The sequence below is a fragment of the Streptomyces sp. NPDC012827 genome (genome assembly GCF_042900905.1).
GTDB lineage: Bacteria > Actinomycetota > Actinomycetes > Streptomycetales > Streptomycetaceae > Streptomyces > Streptomyces gulbargensis.
Window position 1 is genome coordinate 105,995 of record NZ_JBIBBY010000003.1, and the last position, 17,842, is coordinate 123,836.

Sequence of the window (17,842 nt, forward strand, 5' to 3'; positions counted from 1 at the left end):
GTTGCCGCCCCGTTGCGCCGGGGTCACGACTGCCGTTCCGGGACCGCACCCGCGTGTTTCGGCGGTCTCACACCGCCGCGCCCCGGGGCGTCAGGCGGCGTCCAGCCAGATCCGCAGGGGGCCGAGCTCCGTGAAGCCGGCGGCCCGCGCGGCGGTGAGGTCGTCACCGGACTCGTAGCCGACGACCGGCAGCGCGGGGTCGGCCAGGGCGAGGGCGCCGGCCCAGGCGTCGGCGGGGTCGGTGCCGTCCGTGGCGAAGAGGTTCGAGACACCGGTGACGCGGGCGCGGGCGGTGAGGACGGCGCCGGCGACGACCCGGCCGTCCTCGTCGTGGCCGGCGACGAGCGCGGTGTCCGGGTCGGCGAGGAGCGCGTCCGGGAAGAGGGCGGCCTCCCCCGCGTCACCGCCGCTCCAGGCGGTGGCCCAGGCGGCGAGTTCCCGCGGGCCGTGGACGGGGCGCCAGCCGGCCGGGGCCGGCGTGCGGGGCGGGCCGGCGGGGCGGTGGATCCAGCTGGCCTCGAAGAGGAGCCGGAAGCCCTCGGGCCCCAGGTCGAGCCGGGCGTGGCTGTCCTTGACGGAGGCGCCGGGGGCGGTGCGGTCGATGCCGGTGAGGACGTCGGCGGCGGTGGCGTCCGGGGTGAGGGTGACGGCGTCCGGATAGTAGGGCGGGGTGCGCCGGGGGCTGGTCCAGGCGCGGGGCCCGAAGACGCCGGGGAGGCCGTGGGCGCGGCAGAGGGTGTGGCACCAGTCGGCGTTGTCGCGGACGGCGTGGTCGAGGAGGGCCGCCCGGGCGGCGTCGGTGATCACTCACGGATCGTACGGATGTGCGCTCGTACCCCTCCCCTCTTTTTTCATTCCGAATCACGGAATATCTTTTCCGTTATGAGAATGTCCCTCGCGCCGCTCCCCCGCCGCGTGACCGCGGAGTTCGTCGGGACCGCGGCCCTCGTCGCCGTCGTCGTCGGCTCCGGTATCCGCGCCGACTCCCTCAGCCAGGACACCGGTGTCCGGCTGCTCGCCAACGCCCTCGCCTCCGCCGCCGGCCTGGGCCTGCTGATCGCCCTCCTCGGCCCGCTGTCCGGAGGCCACTTCAACCCCGTGGTGACCCTCTCCGAATGGTGGTCGCGGCGGCCCGGGAACGGCGGGCGCGAGGCCCTCGCCTACATGGCGGCGCAGCTCGCGGGCGCGGTGTCCGGTGCCCTCCTCGCGGAGGCGATGTTCGGCCGGACGCCCGGTGTCCTGGCCACCGCGCCCCGGTCCGAGCCCCACCTCCTGCTCGGGGAGGCCGTCGCGACCGCCGGACTCGTCCTCGTCGTCCAGGGCCTGCGCCACACCGGCCGCGCCTCCCTCGCCCCGGTCGCCGTCGCGGGCTACATCGGCGCGGCCATCTGGTTCACCTCCTCCGGTTCGTTCGCCAATCCGGCGGCCACCGTCGGCCGCTCGCTCACCGACTCCTTCACCGGCATCGCCCCCGCCTCCGTGCCCGCCTTCGCCGCCGCGCAGCTCCTGGGCATGGTGCTCGGCATGGGCCTGGCGGGTGTGCTCTACGGAACAGAACGGCGCTCGGCCGAACCGAACCCCGCCCCCGCGCGTCGGACGGGGTGACAGAACGGTCCCGATCGACGGAGGTTCCCCATGGCGGTACGGCTCGGCCGGTGGCTGCCCCGGCTCCCGCGCACCGTCCGGGGGCGCCGCCGCGCCGTCCGCGCGGTGATGCTCGGCGCCTGTCTCGCGCTCGCCCCCGTGACCTGGACGCACACGGCCGCCGCCGGGAAGCTCCGTACCACCGCCGACGTGCCCGCCCGGGACGTCGCCGTCGTCTTCGGCGCCGGACTGTGGAACGGCCGGCCCACCCCGTACCTCGCGCACCGGCTCGACACCGCCGCCGAGCTGTACCGGACCGGCAAGGTGCGGGTCCTCCTCGTCACCGGCGACAACAGCAGGACGGCGTACGACGAGCCCAGCGCCATGCGGACCTACCTGACCGCGCGCGGGGTGCCGGACGCCCGCATCGTCAGCGACTACGCGGGCTTCGACACCTGGGACTCCTGCGTTCGGGCCCGCCGGGTCTTCGGAGTCGACCGGGCGGTCCTGGTCAGCCAGGACTTCCACGTCAAGCGGGCCGTGGCGCTGTGCGAACGGGCGGGGATGGAGGCGTACGGGGTCGGGGCCGCCGAACCGCACGACGCCACCTGGTACCACGGCACCACGCGGGAGATGTTCGCGGCGGCGAAGGCGGCGCTCGACGCGGGGCTGCGCCCCGATCCGCGGTTCCTCGGGCCCGCCGAGAAGGGCGTCGCCGAGGCCCTGGCCTCCCCGGTCCCACCGGGCCGCGCCACGTCCTGACCGCCTCGCCCGGTGTCACCGGTCCCCTGCCCGGCGGTCCCGGCCCCCGCCCGTCCGCGCGCCCCGACCTCACCCGGCCGGCCGGCCGCGGCGGAGGACGGAGCACCGCGCTTGTAATACGGCGCGCCGCCCCGCGTAACACGCGCGACGCAGGATGACGCCATGTCCGAGGTCACCACCGTCCCCACCCACTGCCCCTACTGCGCCCTCCAGTGCGGCATGTCGCTCCGCCCGACCGGCGTTCCGGAGCTGCCCGCCGAGGTGGTCGACCGGACCGACTTCCCCGTCAACCGGGGCGCGCTGTGCGGCAAGGGCCGCACCGCCCCCGCCGTGCTCTCCTCCCGGGTCAGGCTCACCGAGCCCCTGGTCCGATGCCCTGACACGGGGGCCCTGCGGCCCGCGTCCTGGGAGGAGGCCCTCGCCGCCGTCGCCGACGGGCTGCGCCGGACCCGCGCCGACCACGGTCCCGATGCCGTGGGGGTCTTCGGCGGCGGCGGCCTCACCAACGAGAAGGCCTACGCGCTCGGCAAGTTCGCCCGGCTCGTCCTCGCCACCTCGCAGATCGACTACAACGGCCGCTTCTGCATGTCCTCGGCCGCCGCCGCGCACCAGCGGGCCTTCGGGCTGGACCGGGGACTGCCCTTCCCGCTGGAGGACATCCCGCGCACCGGCTGCGTGATCCTGGTCGGCTCCAACCTGGCCGAGACCATGCCGCCCGCCCTTCGCTACCTCACCGAGCTGAAGGAGAACGGCGGCCGGCTGATCGTCGTGGACCCGCGCCGCACCCGCACCGCCGAGCAGGCCGACCTCCACCTCGCGCCGCGCCCCGGCACCGATCTGGCGCTCGCGCTCGGCATGCTGCACCTGGTGGTGGCCGAGGGGCGGGTCGACGAGGAGTTCGTCGCGGAGCGGACCACCGGCTGGGAGGCCGCCCGCGCCGGGGCGATGGCGCACTGGCCGGAACACGTCGAGCGGATCACCGGCGTCCCGGTGCCCCTGCTACGGGACGCGGTGCGGATGTTCTGCGAGGCGGAGAACGCCATGGTGCTCACCGCGCGCGGCCCCGAGCAGCAGTCCAAGGGGACCGACACCGTCGGCGCCTGGATCAACCTCTGCCTCGCCACCGGCCGGGCCGGCCGGCCGCTCAGCGGCTACGGCTGCCTCACCGGGCAGGGCAACGGCCAGGGCGGGCGCGAGCACGGCCAGAAGGCCGACCAGCTGCCCGGCTACCGCAAGCTGGACGACCCGGCCGCCCGCGCGCACGTCGCCGGGGTGTGGGGGGTGGCGCCCGAGACGCTGCCCGGGCCGGGACGGAGTGCGTACGAACTCCTCGACGCGCTCGGCGGTGAGGTGCGGGCGCTGCTCCTGATGGGGTCGAACCCGGTCGTGTCGGCCCCGCGCGCCGCCCACGTGGAGGAGCGGATCCGGTCGCTGGACTTCCTCGCCGTCGCCGACGTGGTCCTCTCCGAGACCGCGGCGCTCGCCGACGTGGTCCTGCCGGTGACGCAGTGGGCGGAGGAGACCGGCACGATGACCAATCTGGAGGGCCGGGTGCTGCTGCGCCGCCGGGCGCTCACCCCGCCGCCGGGGGTCCGCACGGACCTGGAGGTGCTGCACGGGCTCGCCGCGCTGCTCGGCTGGGAGAAGGGCTTCCCGGCGGAGCCCGAGGAGGTCTTCGAGGAGCTGCGCCGCGCCTCGGCGGGCGGCCCCGCCGACTACGCGGGGATCGACTACGGCCGGATCGAACGGGAGCAGGGCGTCTTCTGGCCCTGCCCGGACCCGGACCACGCGGGAACGCCGCGTCTCTTCCTGGACCGGTTCGCGACCGCCGACGGGCGGGCCCGGTTCGTGCCGGTGGTGCACCGGGCGGCCGCCGAGGAGACGGACGCGGACTACCCGGTGGTGCTCACGACGGGCCGGGTGGTCTCCCAGTACCAGTCGGGGGCGCAGACGCGGCGCGTGGACGAGCTGAACGCGGCGGCGCCGGGCCCGTTCGTGGAGCTGCACCCGCGGCTCGCGGAGCGGCTCGGGGTGGCCGAGGGCGAGCCGGTCACGGTGGTGTCGCGGCGCGGGAGGGCGGTGGCACCGGCCCGGATCACGACCGGGATCCGCCCGGACACGGTCTTCATGCCGTTCCACTGGTACGGGGAGGGGCGGGCGAACACACTGGTGAACCCGGCGCTCGACCCGGTCTCCCGGATGCCCGAGTTCAAGGTGTGCGCGGTCCGGCTGGAGCGCGGCTGAACCAGTCGCCGGAGGGGATCGGCGGCCCGAGGGGGGTGCCGGGCGCGGCCAGGTAGACCCAGGCGCGGACGGTGCGGCCGTCGCGGACCCGCACGGTGTCGCGGGCGGTCCGCTCGTACCCGGCGCCGGTCTCCATGCGGTCGAGGAGCGCGAGCAGCGTCTCGTACGCCCCGGCCTCGGGGGTGACGAGCGTGCCCGTGACGGTGCCGTCGCCGGGCACCGCGTACGGGTGTCCGGGGCCGTCGTGGAGGAGGGCGCCCGGCAGCAGGGCCTCCTCCTCGATGGCGGTGCGGCCGAGGAGGAGGCGGTCATGGTTGTACGCGCCGGGGCGGAGCGTGCCGTAGACGAACCATGGCAGCGTCACGGGGCCGCGACCTCTGTTTCCAGCCATTCCCGGTAGGCGGCGGAGACCCGGGCGACGCGGGTGGCGAGGATCTCGGGGGTCTCGTAGTCGTGGGCGGCGAGGAGGTGGGCCTCCAGGGCCTCGTAGCGGGTCTCGGTCGTCTTGAACTCGACCTGCCACTCCTCGGCGGTCTCGATCGCCTTCTGCCAGTGGTAGACGGAGGTGAGGGGGCCGGAGACCTGGGCGCAGGCGGCGAGCCGGGCCTCGACGGCGCCGCGCGCGAGCGCCTCCGCCTTGTCCCTGCTGTCGGTGGTGGTCCGTACGGTGAGGACGCCGGCGGTGCCGGGCGTGCTGGTGCTGGGCGCGGAGTGGGTCACGTCCTCACCGTACCGAGGGCTCACGCCCGGGTGAACTGGGCGGCGTACAGCCGGGCGTAGGCGCCGCCCGCGGCCAGGAGCTCCTCGTGGGTGCCCTGTTCGGCGACGGCCCCGCGTTCGAGGACGAGGATGGTGTCGGCGTCGCGGACGGTCGAGAGCCGGTGGGCGACGACGAAGCTGGTGCGGCCGGCGCGCAGGGTGGCCATGGCCCGCTGGACGAGGAGTTCGGTGCGGGTGTCGACGGAGCTGGTCGCCTCGTCCAGGACGAGGATCGCCGGGTCGGCGAGGAAGGCGCGGGCGAGGGTGACGAGCTGGCGTTCGCCCGCGCTGAGCCCGCCGCCGTCCTCGTCGAGGACGGTGTCGTAGCCGTCGGGGAGGGTGCGGACGAACCGGTCGGCGTGGGCGGCCTGGGCGGCGGCGACGATCCGCTCGCGCGGGACCTCGCCGGGTGCCCCGTACGCGATGTTCTCGGCGATGGTGCCGCCGAACAGCCAGGTGTCCTGGAGGACCATGCCGATCCCGGAGCGCAGGTCCTCGCGGGTCATGGCGGCGGTGTCGACGCCGTCGAGGGTGATCCGGCCGCCGGTCGGCTCGTGGAACCGCATGAGCAGGTTGACGAGGGTGGTCTTGCCGGCGCCGGTCGGGCCGACGACGGCGACGGTCCTGCCGGGTTCCACGGTGAGCGAGAGGTTCTCGATGAGCGGCCGGCCGGGCTCGTGGCGGAAGGAGACGCCGTCGAGGACGACCCGGCCGCGCTGGTGCGCGGGGCGGCGGGGCTGGGCCGGGTCGGGGCTCTCCTCCTCGGCGTCGAGGAGTTCGAAGACCCGCTCGGCGGAGGCGACGCCGGACTGGAGGAGGTTGGCCATGGCGGCGATCTGGGTGACGGGGCCGTTGAACTCGTACGAGTACTGGACGAAGGCCTGCACGTCACCGACGGTCAGGGTGCCGCTCGCCACGCGCAGTCCGCCGGCGACGGCGACGACCACGTAGGTGAGGTTGCCGACGAGGGTGAGGGCGGGCTGGATGAATCCGGAGACGAACTGGGCGCGGAAGCTCGCCCGGTGCAGTTCCCCGCCGAGCTCGTCGAAGCGGCGGACGGCCTCGTCGCGGCGGCCGAAGGCGACGACCTCGGTGTGGCCGGTGACCGTCTCCTCGACGTGGCTGCCGAGCCGGCCGGTGACGTCCCACTGGCGGACGAACTCGGGCTGGGCGCGGCGGCCGATGCGGGCGGCGACGGCGAGCGAGACGGGCACGGTGGCGAGGGCGACGAGGGCGAGCAGTGGGGAGATCCAGAACATCATCGCCAGGACGCCGACGAGGGTGAGCAGGGCCCGGATCATCTGGCTGAAGGCCTGCTGGAGGGTCTGGGTGATGTTGTCGATGTCGTTGGTGGTGCGGGAGAGGACCTCGCCGCGCGGCCGGCCGTCGAGGTACGTGAGGGGCAGCCGGGCCAGTTTGTGCTGGGCCCGTTCGCGGAGCCGGTGACCCGCCCGCTGGACGACGGTGGTGGCGAGCCGCTGCTGGAGCCAGGTGAGGAGGGCCGAGCCGGTGACGACGGCGACGGAGAGGGCGAGGACCCGGCCGACGGCGGTGAAGTCGACGCCGGCGGGACCGGTGGCGCCGGTGACGACGAGGTCGGTGGCGCGGCCGAGGAGGAGCGGGGAGAGGACGGCGAGGGAGACGGCCGCGGCGGCGGTGGTGAGGACGGCGACGAGGCGGGTCCGGTCGGGGGCGAGGACGCGCAGCAGGCGCAGGCCCGAGGCGCGGAAGTCCAGGGAGCGTTCGACGGCGGGGACGGGCAGCCCGGGGCCGCGGTCGCGGACCGGGGGGCCGCCGCGGGCGGGGGCCGTGGACCGCTCGGATCGGGGGGCGGTCGCGGTGCTCACGCTGCTTCCTCCTGGGTGAGCTGGGAGTGGACGATCTCGCGGTAGGTGGGGTCGGTGCGCAGGAGTTCCTCGTGGGTGCCGGTGGCGGTGGCGCGGCCCCGGTCGAGGACGACGATCCGGTCGGCGTGGCGGACGGTGGCGACGCGCTGGGCGACGATCACGACGGTGGCGCCGGCGGTCTCCTCGCGCAGGGCGGCGCGCAGCCGGGCGTCGGTGGTGGCGTCGAGGGCGGAGAAGGAGTCGTCGAAGAGGTAGACGCGGGGGCGGACGACGAGGACGCGGGCGATGGCGAGCCGCTGGCGCTGGCCGCCGGAGAGATTGATGCCGCCCTGGGTGACGGGGGCGTCGAGGCCGCCTTCCCGCTCGCGTACGAAGTCGGCGGCCTGGGCGACCTCCAGGGCGTGCCACAGTTCCTCGTCGGTGGCGTCGGGGCGTCCGTAGCGGAGGTTGGAGGCGATGGTGCCCTCGAAGAGGTACGGCTTCTGGGGGACGAGTCCGACGATGGCGGCGCGCAGCGCGGGGTCGAGGTCGCGGACGTCGGTGCCGTCGACGAGGACCCGGCCCTCGGTGGCGTCGAGGAGGCGGGGCACGAGGCCCAGCAGGGTGGACTTGCCGCTGCCGGTGGAGCCGATGACGGCGGTGGTCTCGCCGGGCGCGGCGGTCAGGCGTACGCCGCTGAGGACGGGTTCCTCGGCGCCCGGGTAGCGGAAGCCGACGTCGTGGAGGTCGAGGCGGCCGGGGCCGGGGAGGCGGCGGACCGGGGAGGCGGGAACGGTGAGCGAGGGCGGGGTGCCGAGGACCTCGCGGACGCGTTCGGCGGCGGCCTCGGCGCGGGGCATGTGCATGAGGAGGAAGAGGCACATCATCACGGACATGGCCGTCTGGAGGAGGTAGCCGAGGAAGGCGACGAGTTCCCCCGGCTGGAGGGTGCCGGCGTCGATGCGGCGGGCGCCGAGGTGGACGAGGGCGACGGTGGTGAGCTCCCAGACGACGAGGACGAGGGGGTACATGAGGGCCTGGAGCCGGCCGGCGCGGAGGCCGACGGTGAGGAGTTCGTCGTTGACGGCGGCGAACCGGGCCCGCTCGTGCCGGTCACGGACGAAGGCGCGGACGACCCGGACGCCGGTGATCTGCTCGCGCAGCACCCGGCCCACCCGGTCGAGGCGTTCCTGCATGCCGCGGAAGAGGGGCCGCATCCGCAGGACGACGGTGCCGACGGCGCCGGTCATGACGGGCACGAACAGCAGCAGGACCAGGGCGAGCGGCACGTCCTGGCGCAGCGCGAGGGCGAGTCCGCCGGCGCACAGGAGCGGGGCGGCGACCAGCATGGTCAGGACGAGGACGGTGAACGTCTGGATCTGCTGGACGTCGTTGGTGACGCGGGTGACGAGGGTGGCGGTGCCGAAGCGGGCGCGTTCGCGGGCGGAGAAGTCCTGGACCCGGCGGAAGACCTCGGAGCGCAGGTCGCGGGCGACACCCATGGCGATGCGGGCGCCGGTGTAGGTGGCGGCGGCGGCCGCCGCCCCCTGGAGGAGGGTGACGGCGGCCATCGTGGCCCCACCGGTGAGGACGCGGCCGGTGTCGCCGCGCAGGACGCCGTGGTCGATGACACCGGCGTTGAGGGCGGGCAGCGCGAGGGAGGCGAGAGTCTGGACGAGCTGGAGGAGGACGAGTGAGGCGAGGAGGGCGCGGTGGGGGCGCAGGCGCCCGGCGACGAGCCGCAGCAGTGTCATGACGGTCCCTCAGGCGGCGTAGGGGCGAGTGGACTTGGCGTCCTTGAGGGCGCGCCCCCACCAGGCGAGCTGATTGAGCATGAGCTTGGCGCCGTTCTCGGGACCGGTCGGGTCCTTGAACCGGCCGTCCTCGTCGAACAGTCCCTGGGCGTTGGGCAGGACGACGCCGTCGCGGACGGTGACGGCGTGCATCTCGGCGTAGACCTGGCGGAGTTGCTCGACGGCGCGGATGCCGCCGGAGATGCCGCCGTAGGAGACGAAGCCGACGGGCTTGGCGCGCCACTCGGTGTAGTGGCGGTCGATGAGGTTCTTCAGGGCGGCCGGGAAGGAGTGGTTGTACTCGGGGGTGAGGACGACGAAGGCGTCGGCCTGTTCCAGGACGGGGGTGACGCGGGCGAGTTCGGCGCGGACGGCGGGGTCGGGGTCGTAGGAGAGGGAGGTGGGGAGACGGGTCTCGGCGAGGTCGAGGACGGTGAGCGTGAAGTCGGCGCGCTCGGCGACCCGGGTGCGGAACCAGTCGGCGATGACGGGGGCGAAGCGGCCTTCGCGGTCGCTGGCGACGACGAGGGCGAGGGTCAGGGGAGCGGTGGGCGCGGTGGCGTCGTGGAGGTCCATGGCCAAGATCGTGGTACCTCAACCAAAGTTGAGGTCAAGCGGTGTGTTCTCCGGGGTTCTCCGGGGCGGCCGGGGGCTCAGGCACCGGTTCCGCGAGGCGCGCGGGCGCCGCTCCGGTCCATGACCCACCGCTCTAGGGTGGGTCCATGACGACCGGCCCCTCGCACCGCTCCCCCGCCGCGCCCCCTCCCCCGCTCGCCCCGCCGCACGTCGAGGCCGACGGCGTCCCCGTCGCCGAACCGGAGCTGGCCGCCGCCCTGATGAGCGGGTACGGCCACTTCACGGCGATGCAGGTGCGCGACGGGCACGTGAAGGGGCTCGGCCTGCACCTGGACCGCCTCGACGGCGCGAACCGCGAACTCTTCGGCCACCCGCTCCCCGGGGAACGGGTGCGGACCCTGCTGGCGGGGGCACTGGCACGAGCGGGCCGGACCGACGCCTCCGCGCGGGTGTACGCGTACCCGGGCGCCGGCCCCGGCGGTGCCGCCCGGATCCTGGTGACCGTCGCCGCACCGGCCCCCGACGACCCCGGCGCGCCGCAGCGGCTGCGGTCCGTGGACTACCTGCGCCCGGCGCCGCACCTCAAGCACCTGGGCGGCTTCGGACAGACGTACCACGGTGAGGCGGCCCGCCGGGCGGGCTTCGACGAGGCCCTGCTGACCTCCCCCACGGGGGAGATCGCGGAGGGCGCGGTCACCAACGTGGCGTTCTGGGACGGCACTTCCCTGGTCTGGCCGTCCGCCCCCTGCCTCGTCGGCATCACCATGGCCCTGCTCCGGGACCGGCTGCCCTCGGTCCGCCGCCCGGTCACCCTGGACGGGCTGTCCGGCTTCCGGGCCGCCCTGGTGACCAACTCGCGGACGATCGCCCCCGTGGTCGCGGTGGACGGGGTCCGTTTCCCGGTCGACGAGGAGCTGATGGAGCGGGTGCACGCGGCGTACCGGGCGGTGGAGGGGGAGCCGGTCACCGGGTGACGTCCCGGCGGGCGTCCCCCTGCCTCCCGTGCCGAGCGGGTGAGGGTGATCACCCGTTCGGCACGGAGCGTCATCCGACCCCGGAAGACCCACCCTGACCTGCGCAAACACCCGTCATCCAGGCGACACGCCGTCACGGACGGCGCAATCCTGATGCCCCCTCAGCAGGCGCGGCGCGGGACGCGGCTCTTATCTCGGTCCTAGGCCGTGTCAGACACGGCCCAGGAGGCCGGTACCGGGAAGTCCCTCCCGGCACCGCCCCCGGCATGACCGTTCGCGCGCCCCGCCCCGGAGGACATCCATGCGCACCACTGCCCGCCTGCTCACCGGTACCGCCGTGTCGGTCGCCGCGATCGGGGTCTTCACCGCCCCGCTCGCGCACGCCGGCGACTTCGAGACCCTCGAGGTGTACCCGTCGTCCGCGTCCCCCGGTACGACCGTCACGGTCAACACCACGGCCTGCGGCAAGCACGGCCGCGGCGTCGGGGACGCGAACTCGCTCGGGGCGGGCGAGTTCCAGCTCAACCCCAGCACCCACAAGGAGGTCGTGGTCGGCCAGTTCACCGTGCCGCAGCACACGAAGCCCGGCACGTACGGGATCAGTGTCGCCTGCGACAACGGCAAGACGGCCCGGGGCGACCTGACCGTCAAGCACCGGCCTCCGAGCGGCCACGTCCCCACCGGAGTCGGGGGCAGCATCGGCCCCGACACCGCCCAGGTCACGGCGGGCGCGGCGGTGCTGGCCGCGGCTGCCGTCGGCGGTGCCTGGCTCCTGCGTCGCCGGGCGAGCGGCGCGCAGGGCCACTGAGCCACCGCCCGTCCTGCCCCCGCCGCGCGCCCGCACACGGCCCGGCGGGGGCAGGGCCACACCCGTGGAACCCATGGAGCACACGACGGACAGGTGAGCGGCAGGTGAGTGTCGAGTGAGCGGCAGGAGCAAGGGCTGGGGCATAGCGGTGGCCGTCTGCGTCGGCCTCTGGCTCGTGCAGAACGGCTCGGAGGACGTCACCCCGCCCGTACCGTCCGCCGCCCAGGCCTTCGCGGCCGGACCGGCCGTGCACACGGACGCCGCCGCCGATCCGCTGCCCCCCTCGGAGCCGGTACGGCTGCGCATCCCGGAGACCGGTGTGGACGCCCCGGTGACCGGGCTGGGCCTGGCGGCGAACGGCGCCCTCGACGTGCCGCCGGCCGCCGACCGCAATCTGGCCGGCTGGTACGAGGACGGCACGACGCCCGGCGCGAAGGGCACCGCGATCGTCGCCGGGCACGTCGACAACGCCGAGGGCCCGGCCGTCTTCTACACGCTCGGCGCGCTGAAGAAGGGCCACCGGATCGAGGTGGACCGGCGCGACGGCCGGACCGCCGTCTTCACGGTCGACGCGGTCGAGGTGTACGCCAACGAGGACTTCCCCGACAAGAAGGTGTACGGCGAGGCCGACCGGGCCGAGATCCGGGTGATCACCTGCGGCGGCGGCTTCTCCGAGAAGGCGGGCGGCTACCAGGGGAACGTGGTCGCCTTCGGGCACCTGATCGGCGTGCGGTAGCGGGCCCGCCCCCGGGCCTCAGCTCCACTGGTCGAAGGCCAGCTTCGCCACCAGCGAGAAGACCACGACGAGCAGCACCCCGCGCACGAACTCGGTGCCCTTGCTCAGCGCCATCCGCGCCCCCAGCATGCCGCCCGCCAGGTTGAAGACGGCCATCACGGCGGCCAGCTGCCAGTGGACGGTGCCCTGGTAGGCGAAGGTCGCGAGTGCGCCGGCGTTGGTGCAGACGTTGACGATCTTGGCGGTGGCGGAGGCCGTCACCAGGTCCAGGTGGAGCACGGCGGTCAGGGCGAGCACGAGGAAGGTGCCGGTGCCGGGCCCGAACATGCCGTCGTACAGGCCGATCCCGCCGCCGACGAGGACGACGGCGGTGACGATCCTGGCCCGGGTCAGCGGGGCCCGCTCCGCCCCCTCGGGCCGGGCGCCGAAGGCGGGCCGCAGGATGACGAAGGCCGCCACGCCGACCAGGACCACCATGATGAGGGGCCTGAGGACCCGGTCGCTGATGCCCGCGGCGAAGACGGCCCCGAGCATGGAGCCCGCGGTGGCCGCGAGCCCGACCCGCACCGCCGTCCACACCGGCACCGGCGCCTTGCGGGCGTAGGTGACGGCGGCCCCGGTGGTGCCGACGATGGCGACGGCCTTGTTGGTGCCGAGGGCGTACGTGTGCGGGGCGCCGGGCAGCCCGAGCAGCAGCGCGGGCAGGAGGAGCAGGCCGCCGCCGCCCACGACCGCGTCGATCCACCCGGCCAGGAGCGCGGCGAGGCACAGCAGGACGAGGGCGGTGAGCGTGATGTCGGGCATGATCGCGAGCCTAGGGAGCGGATCGTTGCCCCGTCCACGGAACCCGGGATCGTTGAGCTTGCTCTGAGCTTGGCGCCGGTTCCGCCGCGCCCCGGGGCCGTACCGCGTGCCCTCACAGCGCCGGCCGGCCCGGGCGGAGATCAGCGTTCCGTGCGGGAAACAGACGGGATGCCGCAGGGAAACACCCGCCGCGCACGCTTCTGGACATGAGTACACGGATCGTGGTGGTCGGGGGCGGAACGGCGGGCCTCCGCCTCGCCCAGCGCCTGCCGGTCACCCTCCTCGGCGAGGAGACGCACACCCCGTACAACCGGGTGCTGCTCGCCGATGTCCTCGCCGGGCGGTACGCCCCCGAGGTCATCGCGCTGCCCGGGGGCCGTGAGCCGGTGCGCCGCGGCGTGCGGGCGGTGCGGATCGACCGTGCCGCCCGGACGGTGGAGTGCGCGGACGGCTCGCTCGTCGGCTACGACCGCCTGGTCCTGGCCACCGGCTCCAACCCGGTGCTGCCGCCGCTGCGCGGACTGCGCGGGGCGGAGCTCCCGGAGGGCGTGCACCCCTTCCGTACGCTCGACGACTGCCTGACCCTGCGGGAGCTGGTACGGCCCGGGGTGCGGGCGGTGGTCGTCGGCGGCGGGCTGCTCGGGGTGTCGGCGGCGCGGGCGCTGGCCGCGCGGGGCGCCGAGGTGGTGCTGACCCAGCAGGGCGAGCGGCTCATGGAGCGGCAGCTGGACGCGCGGGCCTCGGAGCTGCTGCGGGAGCACGTGGAGGCCCTCGGGGTCGAGGTGCACACGGAGTGCCGGGTGAGCGGGCTGCGGCAGCGCGACGGGGCGGTGACGGCGGTCGAACTGGCCGACGGCTTCGTGCTCGACGCCCAGGTCGTGGTGCTCGCCTGCGGGGTGCGCCCGCGGACCGCCCTGGCCCGGGAGGCGGGCCTTGAGGTCAGGACCGGGATCGTCGTCGACGACGAGCTGCGGACCTCCGATCCGCGCATCCACGCGATCGGCGACTGCGCGGAGCACGACGGCCGCGTCTACGGCCTCGCCGGCCCGGCCCTGGAACAGGCCGACGTCCTGGCGGACGTGCTCGCCGCCGGGGACCCCGCTCCCGCCGGCGGCGCGGGCCCCGGCCCCCGTTACACCGGCACCCGGGCGCTCACCCGGCTCACCCTGGGCGGTTCCCGGCCCCTGGACCTCGCCGCCTTCGGCGACGCGACACCGCGGCCGGGCGACGACGTCGTCCAGCTCACCGACGCCACGCGCAGCGCCTACCGCAAGGTCGTCGTCCGCGGGGACCGGCTCGTCGGGGGCGTCCTCCTCGGCGACCTGGCCGCGGTCGGCGCGCTCGCCCGGGCCTGGGAGGGCGACGAGGCCCTCCCCGAGGCCCCCCTGCTGCACCTGCTCACCCACGACGGAGGCTCCTGACATGAGCGCGCACACCCCCACCATCGTCCTGGTCGGCCACGGAATGGTCGGCCAGCGGTTCCTGGAGGCGCTCGCCGAGCGTGGCGTCACCGAGCGGGCCCGGGTCGTCGTGCTCTGCGAGGAGCCCCGCCCCGCCTACGACCGCGTCCAGCTGACCTCGTACTTCTCGGGCAGGACCCCGGAGGACCTGTCGATGGTCGAGGCCGGCTTCATGGAGAAGCACGGCATCGAGCTGTACGTCGGTGACCCGGCCGAGGCGGTCGACCGGGAGGGCCGGACGGTCACCGCCCGCTCGGGACGGGTCTTCGCGTACGACACCCTGGTCCTCGCGACCGGCTCGTACCCCTTCGTGCCGCCGGTGCCCGGCAAGGACGCCCGGGGCTGTTTCGTCTACCGCACGATCGAGGACCTGCTGGCGATCGAGGAGTACGCCAAGGGGGCGACGACCGGCGCGGTCGTCGGCGGCGGCCTGCTCGGTCTGGAGGCGGCGGGCGCGCTCAAGGGCCTGGGTCTCGACACCCACATCGTGGAGTTCGCGCCCCGGCTGATGCCGGTGCAGGTGGACGAGGGCGGCGGCGCCGCGCTGCTGCGCACCATCGAGCAGATGGGCCTGACCGTCCACACCGGGACGGGCACCCAGGAGGTCGTCACCGAGGACGGCGCGGTCACCGCGATGCGGCTCTCGGACGGCTCCGAACTCGCCACCGACATGGTGGTGTTCTCGGCCGGCGTACGGCCCCGGGACCAGCTGGCGCGGGACTGCGGCCTGAGCGTCGGGGAGCGCGGCGGCGTCGTGGTGGACGAGCGGTGCCGCACCTCGGACCCGGCGGTCTTCGCGATCGGCGAGTGCGCGCTGGCCTCCGACGGGCGGGTGTACGGCCTGGTGGCGCCGGGCTACGAGATGGCGCAGACGGTGGCGGCGGTGCTCGCCGGTGAGGCCGGGGACGGCTTCACGGGCGCCGACCTGTCGACCAAGCTGAAGCTGCTCGGTGTGGACGTGGCCTCGTTCGGTGACGCGCACGGCACGGCCGAGGGCTGCCTCGACGTGGTGTACTCCGACTCCCGGTCGGGCGTCTACAAGAAGCTGGTGGTGGACGGCGAGGGGGTGCTGCTCGGCGGCGTCCTGGTCGGTGACGCCGAGTCGTACGGTCTGCTGCGCCCGCTCACCGGGAGCGTGCCGCCGGTCTCGCCCGAGCAGCTCGTGCTGCCCGCCGGCGCGGGCGCGCCGGTCGCGCTCGGCCCCTCGGCGCTGCCCGACGACGCGGTGATCTGCTCCTGCCACAACGTGACCAAGCACGCCATCACCCAGTGCGCGACCCTGCCCGAGGTGAAGAAGTGCACCAAGGCCGGTACGGGCTGCGGCAGTTGCGTCAAGGTCATCGAGAAGCTGCTGCCGGCGGCCACCGACAAAGGGCTCTGCGGCTGCTTCTCCTACACCCGCAGCGAGCTCTACGAGATCGCCCGCACTCTGCGCGTGACCTCCTTCGCGGCCCTGCTCGACTCCCACGGGCGCCCGGAGGCGCGGGGCGGCGAGGGCTGCGAGGTCTGCAAGCCGACCGTCGGCTCGATCCTGGCCAGTCTGGCCCCGGCGATCGGCCTGGACGGGTACATCCTGGACGGCGAGCAGGCCGCGCTGCAGGACACCAACGACCACTTCCTCGCCAACATGCAGCGCAACGGCTCCTACTCCGTCGTGCCGCGCATCCCCGGCGGTGAGATCACCCCGGAGAAGCTGATCGTGATCGGTGAGGTGGCCCGCGACTTCGGGCTCTACACGAAGATCACCGGTGGTCAGCGCATCGATCTCTTCGGGGCGCGGGTGGACCAGCTCCCGGCGATCTGGACGCGTCTGGTCGACGCGGGCTTCGAGTCGGGACACGCGTACGGCAAGGCGCTGCGCACGGTGAAGTCCTGCGTGGGGCAGACCTGGTGCCGCTACGGCGTGCAGGACTCGGTGAAGATGGCCATCCGGCTGGAACTGCGCTACCGGGGCCTGCGCGCCCCGCACAAACTGAAGTCGGCGGTCTCCGGCTGCGCCCGCGAGTGCGCGGAGGCCCAGTCGAAGGACTTCGGCGTCATCGCCACGGCCTCCGGCTGGAACCTGTACGTGGGCGGGAACGGCGGCGCGACCCCGCGCCACGCCGACCTGCTCGCCCAGGACCTGTCGGACGCCGAACTGATCCGCCTCATCGACCGGTTCCTCATGTTCTACATCCGGACGGCCGACCGCCTTGAGCGGACGTCCACCTGGCTGGAGCGCCTGGAGGGCGGGCTCGATCACCTCAGGGACGTGGTCGTGCACGACAGCCTGGGGCTCTGCGAGGAGCTGGAGGCGCTGATGGCGGCGCACGTCGCGGAGTACCGGGACGAGTGGGCGCAGACCCTGGACGACCCCGACCGGCTGCGGCGGTTCGTCTCCTTCGTCAACGCGCCGGAGACCCCGGACCCCTCGGTCCGCTTCGTCCCGGAGCGGGACCAGATCAAGCCGGACCTCGACATCCTCACGATCGGTTCGCCGGTCGGCACGCTGGAAGGAGCGACCTCCCGATGACGACGCTCGAACTCTCCCTGTCCGAGGACGCGTGGATGACGGTCTGCGAGGCGGACCGGCTGACGCCGGGGCGGGGCATGGCGGCCCTGCTGCCGGACGGCCGGCAGGCCGCGGTCTTCCGGGACCGCGCGGGGCGGACGTACGCGATCGACAACCGCGACCCGTTCACGGGCGCGCAGGTGCTCGCCCGGGGGCTGCTGGGGTCGGCGGAGGGACGGCCGTTCGTCGCCTCGCCCCTGCTGAAGCAGCGCTTCGACCTGACGACGGGCCGGTGCCTGGACGACGACGAGGTCGCGGTGACGGTCTACCCGGTGCGGGTGCGGTGACGCCGAAAGGCCAACCCCCCTTTACTTGACCGGTCGTTCCAGACCGGCGTACGGTCGGGGCGTGGCCAGGACCAAGGAATTCGATCCGGATGCCGCGCTCCGGGCAGCGCTCGAACTGTTCTGGGCGCGCGGCTACGAGGCGACGGCGATGTCCGACCTCGTGGAGCATCTCGGCATCGGCCGGGCGAGCCTCTACGCCACCTTCGGGAACAAGCACGAGCTGTACCTGAAGGCCCTGGACCGCTACGCCGAGGAGCGCGTGCCGGGGATGGTCGAGGAGCTGTCCGCGCCGGGCCCCGCCCTGCCGGCCGTCCGGGCCCTCGTCCGCCGCTTCGCGGCCGAGGCCGGTGCGGAGGAGGAGCGCCTGCACGGCTGTTTCGTCACCAACTCGGCGGCGGAGCTCGCCCCGCACGACCCCGCCGTGGCGCACCGGGTGGAGCTCAACTGGGAGCACCTGGAGACGCTGCTCCACGCCGCGCTCGTCCGGGCCCGCGCCCAGGGCGAGCTGCCGCCCGAGCGCGACCCGCGGGCCCTGGCCCGCATGCTGCTCGTCCTGACCCAGGGCATCCGGCTGGTCGGCAAGGCCTCCACGGACCCGGCACGGGTACGGGACGCGGCGGAGCAGGCCCTGGCCCTGCTGGACTGAGCCGGACCGAAGGAAGGGCGCCCGGAAGGGGC

17 protein-coding genes are annotated in these 17,842 nt (G+C 74.5%); 10 read left to right on the top strand and 7 right to left on the bottom strand.

The features are described from left to right. Positions 1–90: 90 nt before the first annotated feature. Complete coding sequence (locus ACFY60_RS07035; protein WP_388608477.1) at positions 91–807, bottom strand: hypothetical protein; 717 nt, start codon at positions 805–807, stop codon at positions 91–93. Between the two features lie 75 nt (positions 808–882). Here ACFY60_RS07035 and ACFY60_RS07040 point away from each other — a divergent pair, with 75 nt between their 5' ends. From ACFY60_RS07040 to ACFY60_RS07050, 3 genes are all read left to right on the top strand, one after another. Next, on the top strand, positions 883–1,605 hold the full coding sequence (locus tag ACFY60_RS07040; protein ID WP_388608479.1) for an aquaporin: 723 nt from the start codon (positions 883–885) through the stop codon (positions 1,603–1,605). 30 nt (positions 1,606–1,635) lie between these two features. Beyond that, positions 1,636–2,346, top strand: coding sequence for a vancomycin high temperature exclusion protein (locus ACFY60_RS07045; RefSeq protein ID WP_388608480.1), 711 nt, complete (start codon positions 1,636–1,638; stop codon positions 2,344–2,346). A 162-nt stretch (positions 2,347–2,508) separates the two neighbouring features. After that, a complete protein-coding gene (locus tag ACFY60_RS07050) occupies positions 2,509–4,590 on the top strand; it encodes a molybdopterin oxidoreductase family protein (protein ID WP_388608482.1) in 2,082 nt (693 codons plus the stop codon). Here the strand turns inward: ACFY60_RS07050 and ACFY60_RS07055 are convergent. From ACFY60_RS07055 to ACFY60_RS07075, 5 genes are read right to left on the bottom strand one after another with little or no spacing between them, the layout of a single operon-like run. Further along, a complete protein-coding gene (locus tag ACFY60_RS07055; protein WP_388608484.1) occupies positions 4,556–4,954 on the bottom strand; it encodes a gamma-glutamylcyclotransferase family protein in 399 nt (132 codons plus the stop codon). The two genes, ACFY60_RS07050 and ACFY60_RS07055, sit on opposite strands and share 35 nt — an antisense overlap. Beyond that, positions 4,951–5,310 (bottom strand): divalent-cation tolerance protein CutA, encoded by a 360-nt coding sequence (gene cutA / locus ACFY60_RS07060; RefSeq protein WP_388608486.1) that lies wholly within the window; start codon positions 5,308–5,310, stop codon positions 4,951–4,953. Before cutA ends, ACFY60_RS07055 begins: the two co-directional genes overlap by 4 nt. A 20-nt stretch (positions 5,311–5,330) precedes the next feature. Then, a complete protein-coding gene (locus tag ACFY60_RS07065; RefSeq protein WP_388608488.1) occupies positions 5,331–7,196 on the bottom strand; it encodes an ABC transporter ATP-binding protein in 1,866 nt (621 codons plus the stop codon). Next, positions 7,193–8,929, bottom strand: a complete 1,737-nt coding sequence (locus tag ACFY60_RS07070) for an ABC transporter ATP-binding protein (protein WP_388608490.1) — start codon at positions 8,927–8,929, stop codon at positions 7,193–7,195. Before ACFY60_RS07070 ends, ACFY60_RS07065 begins: the two co-directional genes overlap by 4 nt. A gap of 9 nt (positions 8,930–8,938) precedes the next feature. Further along, positions 8,939–9,544 (bottom strand): NADPH-dependent FMN reductase, encoded by a 606-nt coding sequence (locus tag ACFY60_RS07075; protein WP_388608493.1) that lies wholly within the window; start codon positions 9,542–9,544, stop codon positions 8,939–8,941. A 146-nt stretch (positions 9,545–9,690) separates the two neighbouring features. On the opposite strand from ACFY60_RS07075, the gene ACFY60_RS07080 reads away from it, so the two are divergent. The 3 genes from ACFY60_RS07080 to ACFY60_RS07090 all read left to right on the top strand — a co-directional run bounded on the left by ACFY60_RS07080 (position 9,691) and on the right by ACFY60_RS07090 (position 12,062). Then, entirely contained in the window at positions 9,691–10,518 is an 828-nt protein-coding gene (locus ACFY60_RS07080; RefSeq protein ID WP_388608494.1) for an aminotransferase class IV, read from the top strand. Between the two features lie 301 nt (positions 10,519–10,819). Beyond that, positions 10,820–11,326, top strand: coding sequence for a hypothetical protein (locus ACFY60_RS07085; RefSeq protein WP_388608496.1), 507 nt, complete (start codon positions 10,820–10,822; stop codon positions 11,324–11,326). Between the two features lie 115 nt (positions 11,327–11,441). Then, positions 11,442–12,062 (top strand): class F sortase, encoded by a 621-nt coding sequence (locus ACFY60_RS07090; protein WP_388608498.1) that lies wholly within the window; start codon positions 11,442–11,444, stop codon positions 12,060–12,062. An 18-nt stretch (positions 12,063–12,080) separates the two neighbouring features. Here ACFY60_RS07090 and ACFY60_RS07095 read toward each other — a convergent pair whose 3' ends face one another. Beyond that, a complete protein-coding gene (locus ACFY60_RS07095; protein WP_388608500.1) occupies positions 12,081–12,866 on the bottom strand; it encodes a sulfite exporter TauE/SafE family protein in 786 nt (261 codons plus the stop codon). A gap of 206 nt (positions 12,867–13,072) precedes the next feature. Here ACFY60_RS07095 and ACFY60_RS07100 point away from each other — a divergent pair, with 206 nt between their 5' ends. From ACFY60_RS07100 to ACFY60_RS07115, 4 genes are all read left to right on the top strand, one after another. After that, entirely contained in the window at positions 13,073–14,287 is a 1,215-nt protein-coding gene (locus ACFY60_RS07100; protein WP_388608503.1) for an NAD(P)/FAD-dependent oxidoreductase, read from the top strand. Position 14,288: 1 nt separating this feature from the next. Continuing rightward, positions 14,289–16,838 (top strand): nitrite reductase large subunit NirB, encoded by a 2,550-nt coding sequence (gene nirB, locus ACFY60_RS07105; protein WP_388608505.1) that lies wholly within the window; start codon positions 14,289–14,291, stop codon positions 16,836–16,838. After that, positions 16,835–17,164, top strand: a complete 330-nt coding sequence (gene nirD, locus ACFY60_RS07110; RefSeq protein WP_388608507.1) for a nitrite reductase small subunit NirD — start codon at positions 16,835–16,837, stop codon at positions 17,162–17,164. Before nirB ends, nirD begins: the two co-directional genes overlap by 4 nt. 61 nt (positions 17,165–17,225) lie before the next feature. Next, positions 17,226–17,810 (top strand): TetR/AcrR family transcriptional regulator, encoded by a 585-nt coding sequence (locus ACFY60_RS07115; RefSeq protein WP_388608509.1) that lies wholly within the window; start codon positions 17,226–17,228, stop codon positions 17,808–17,810. Positions 17,811–17,842 lie beyond the last annotated feature (32 nt).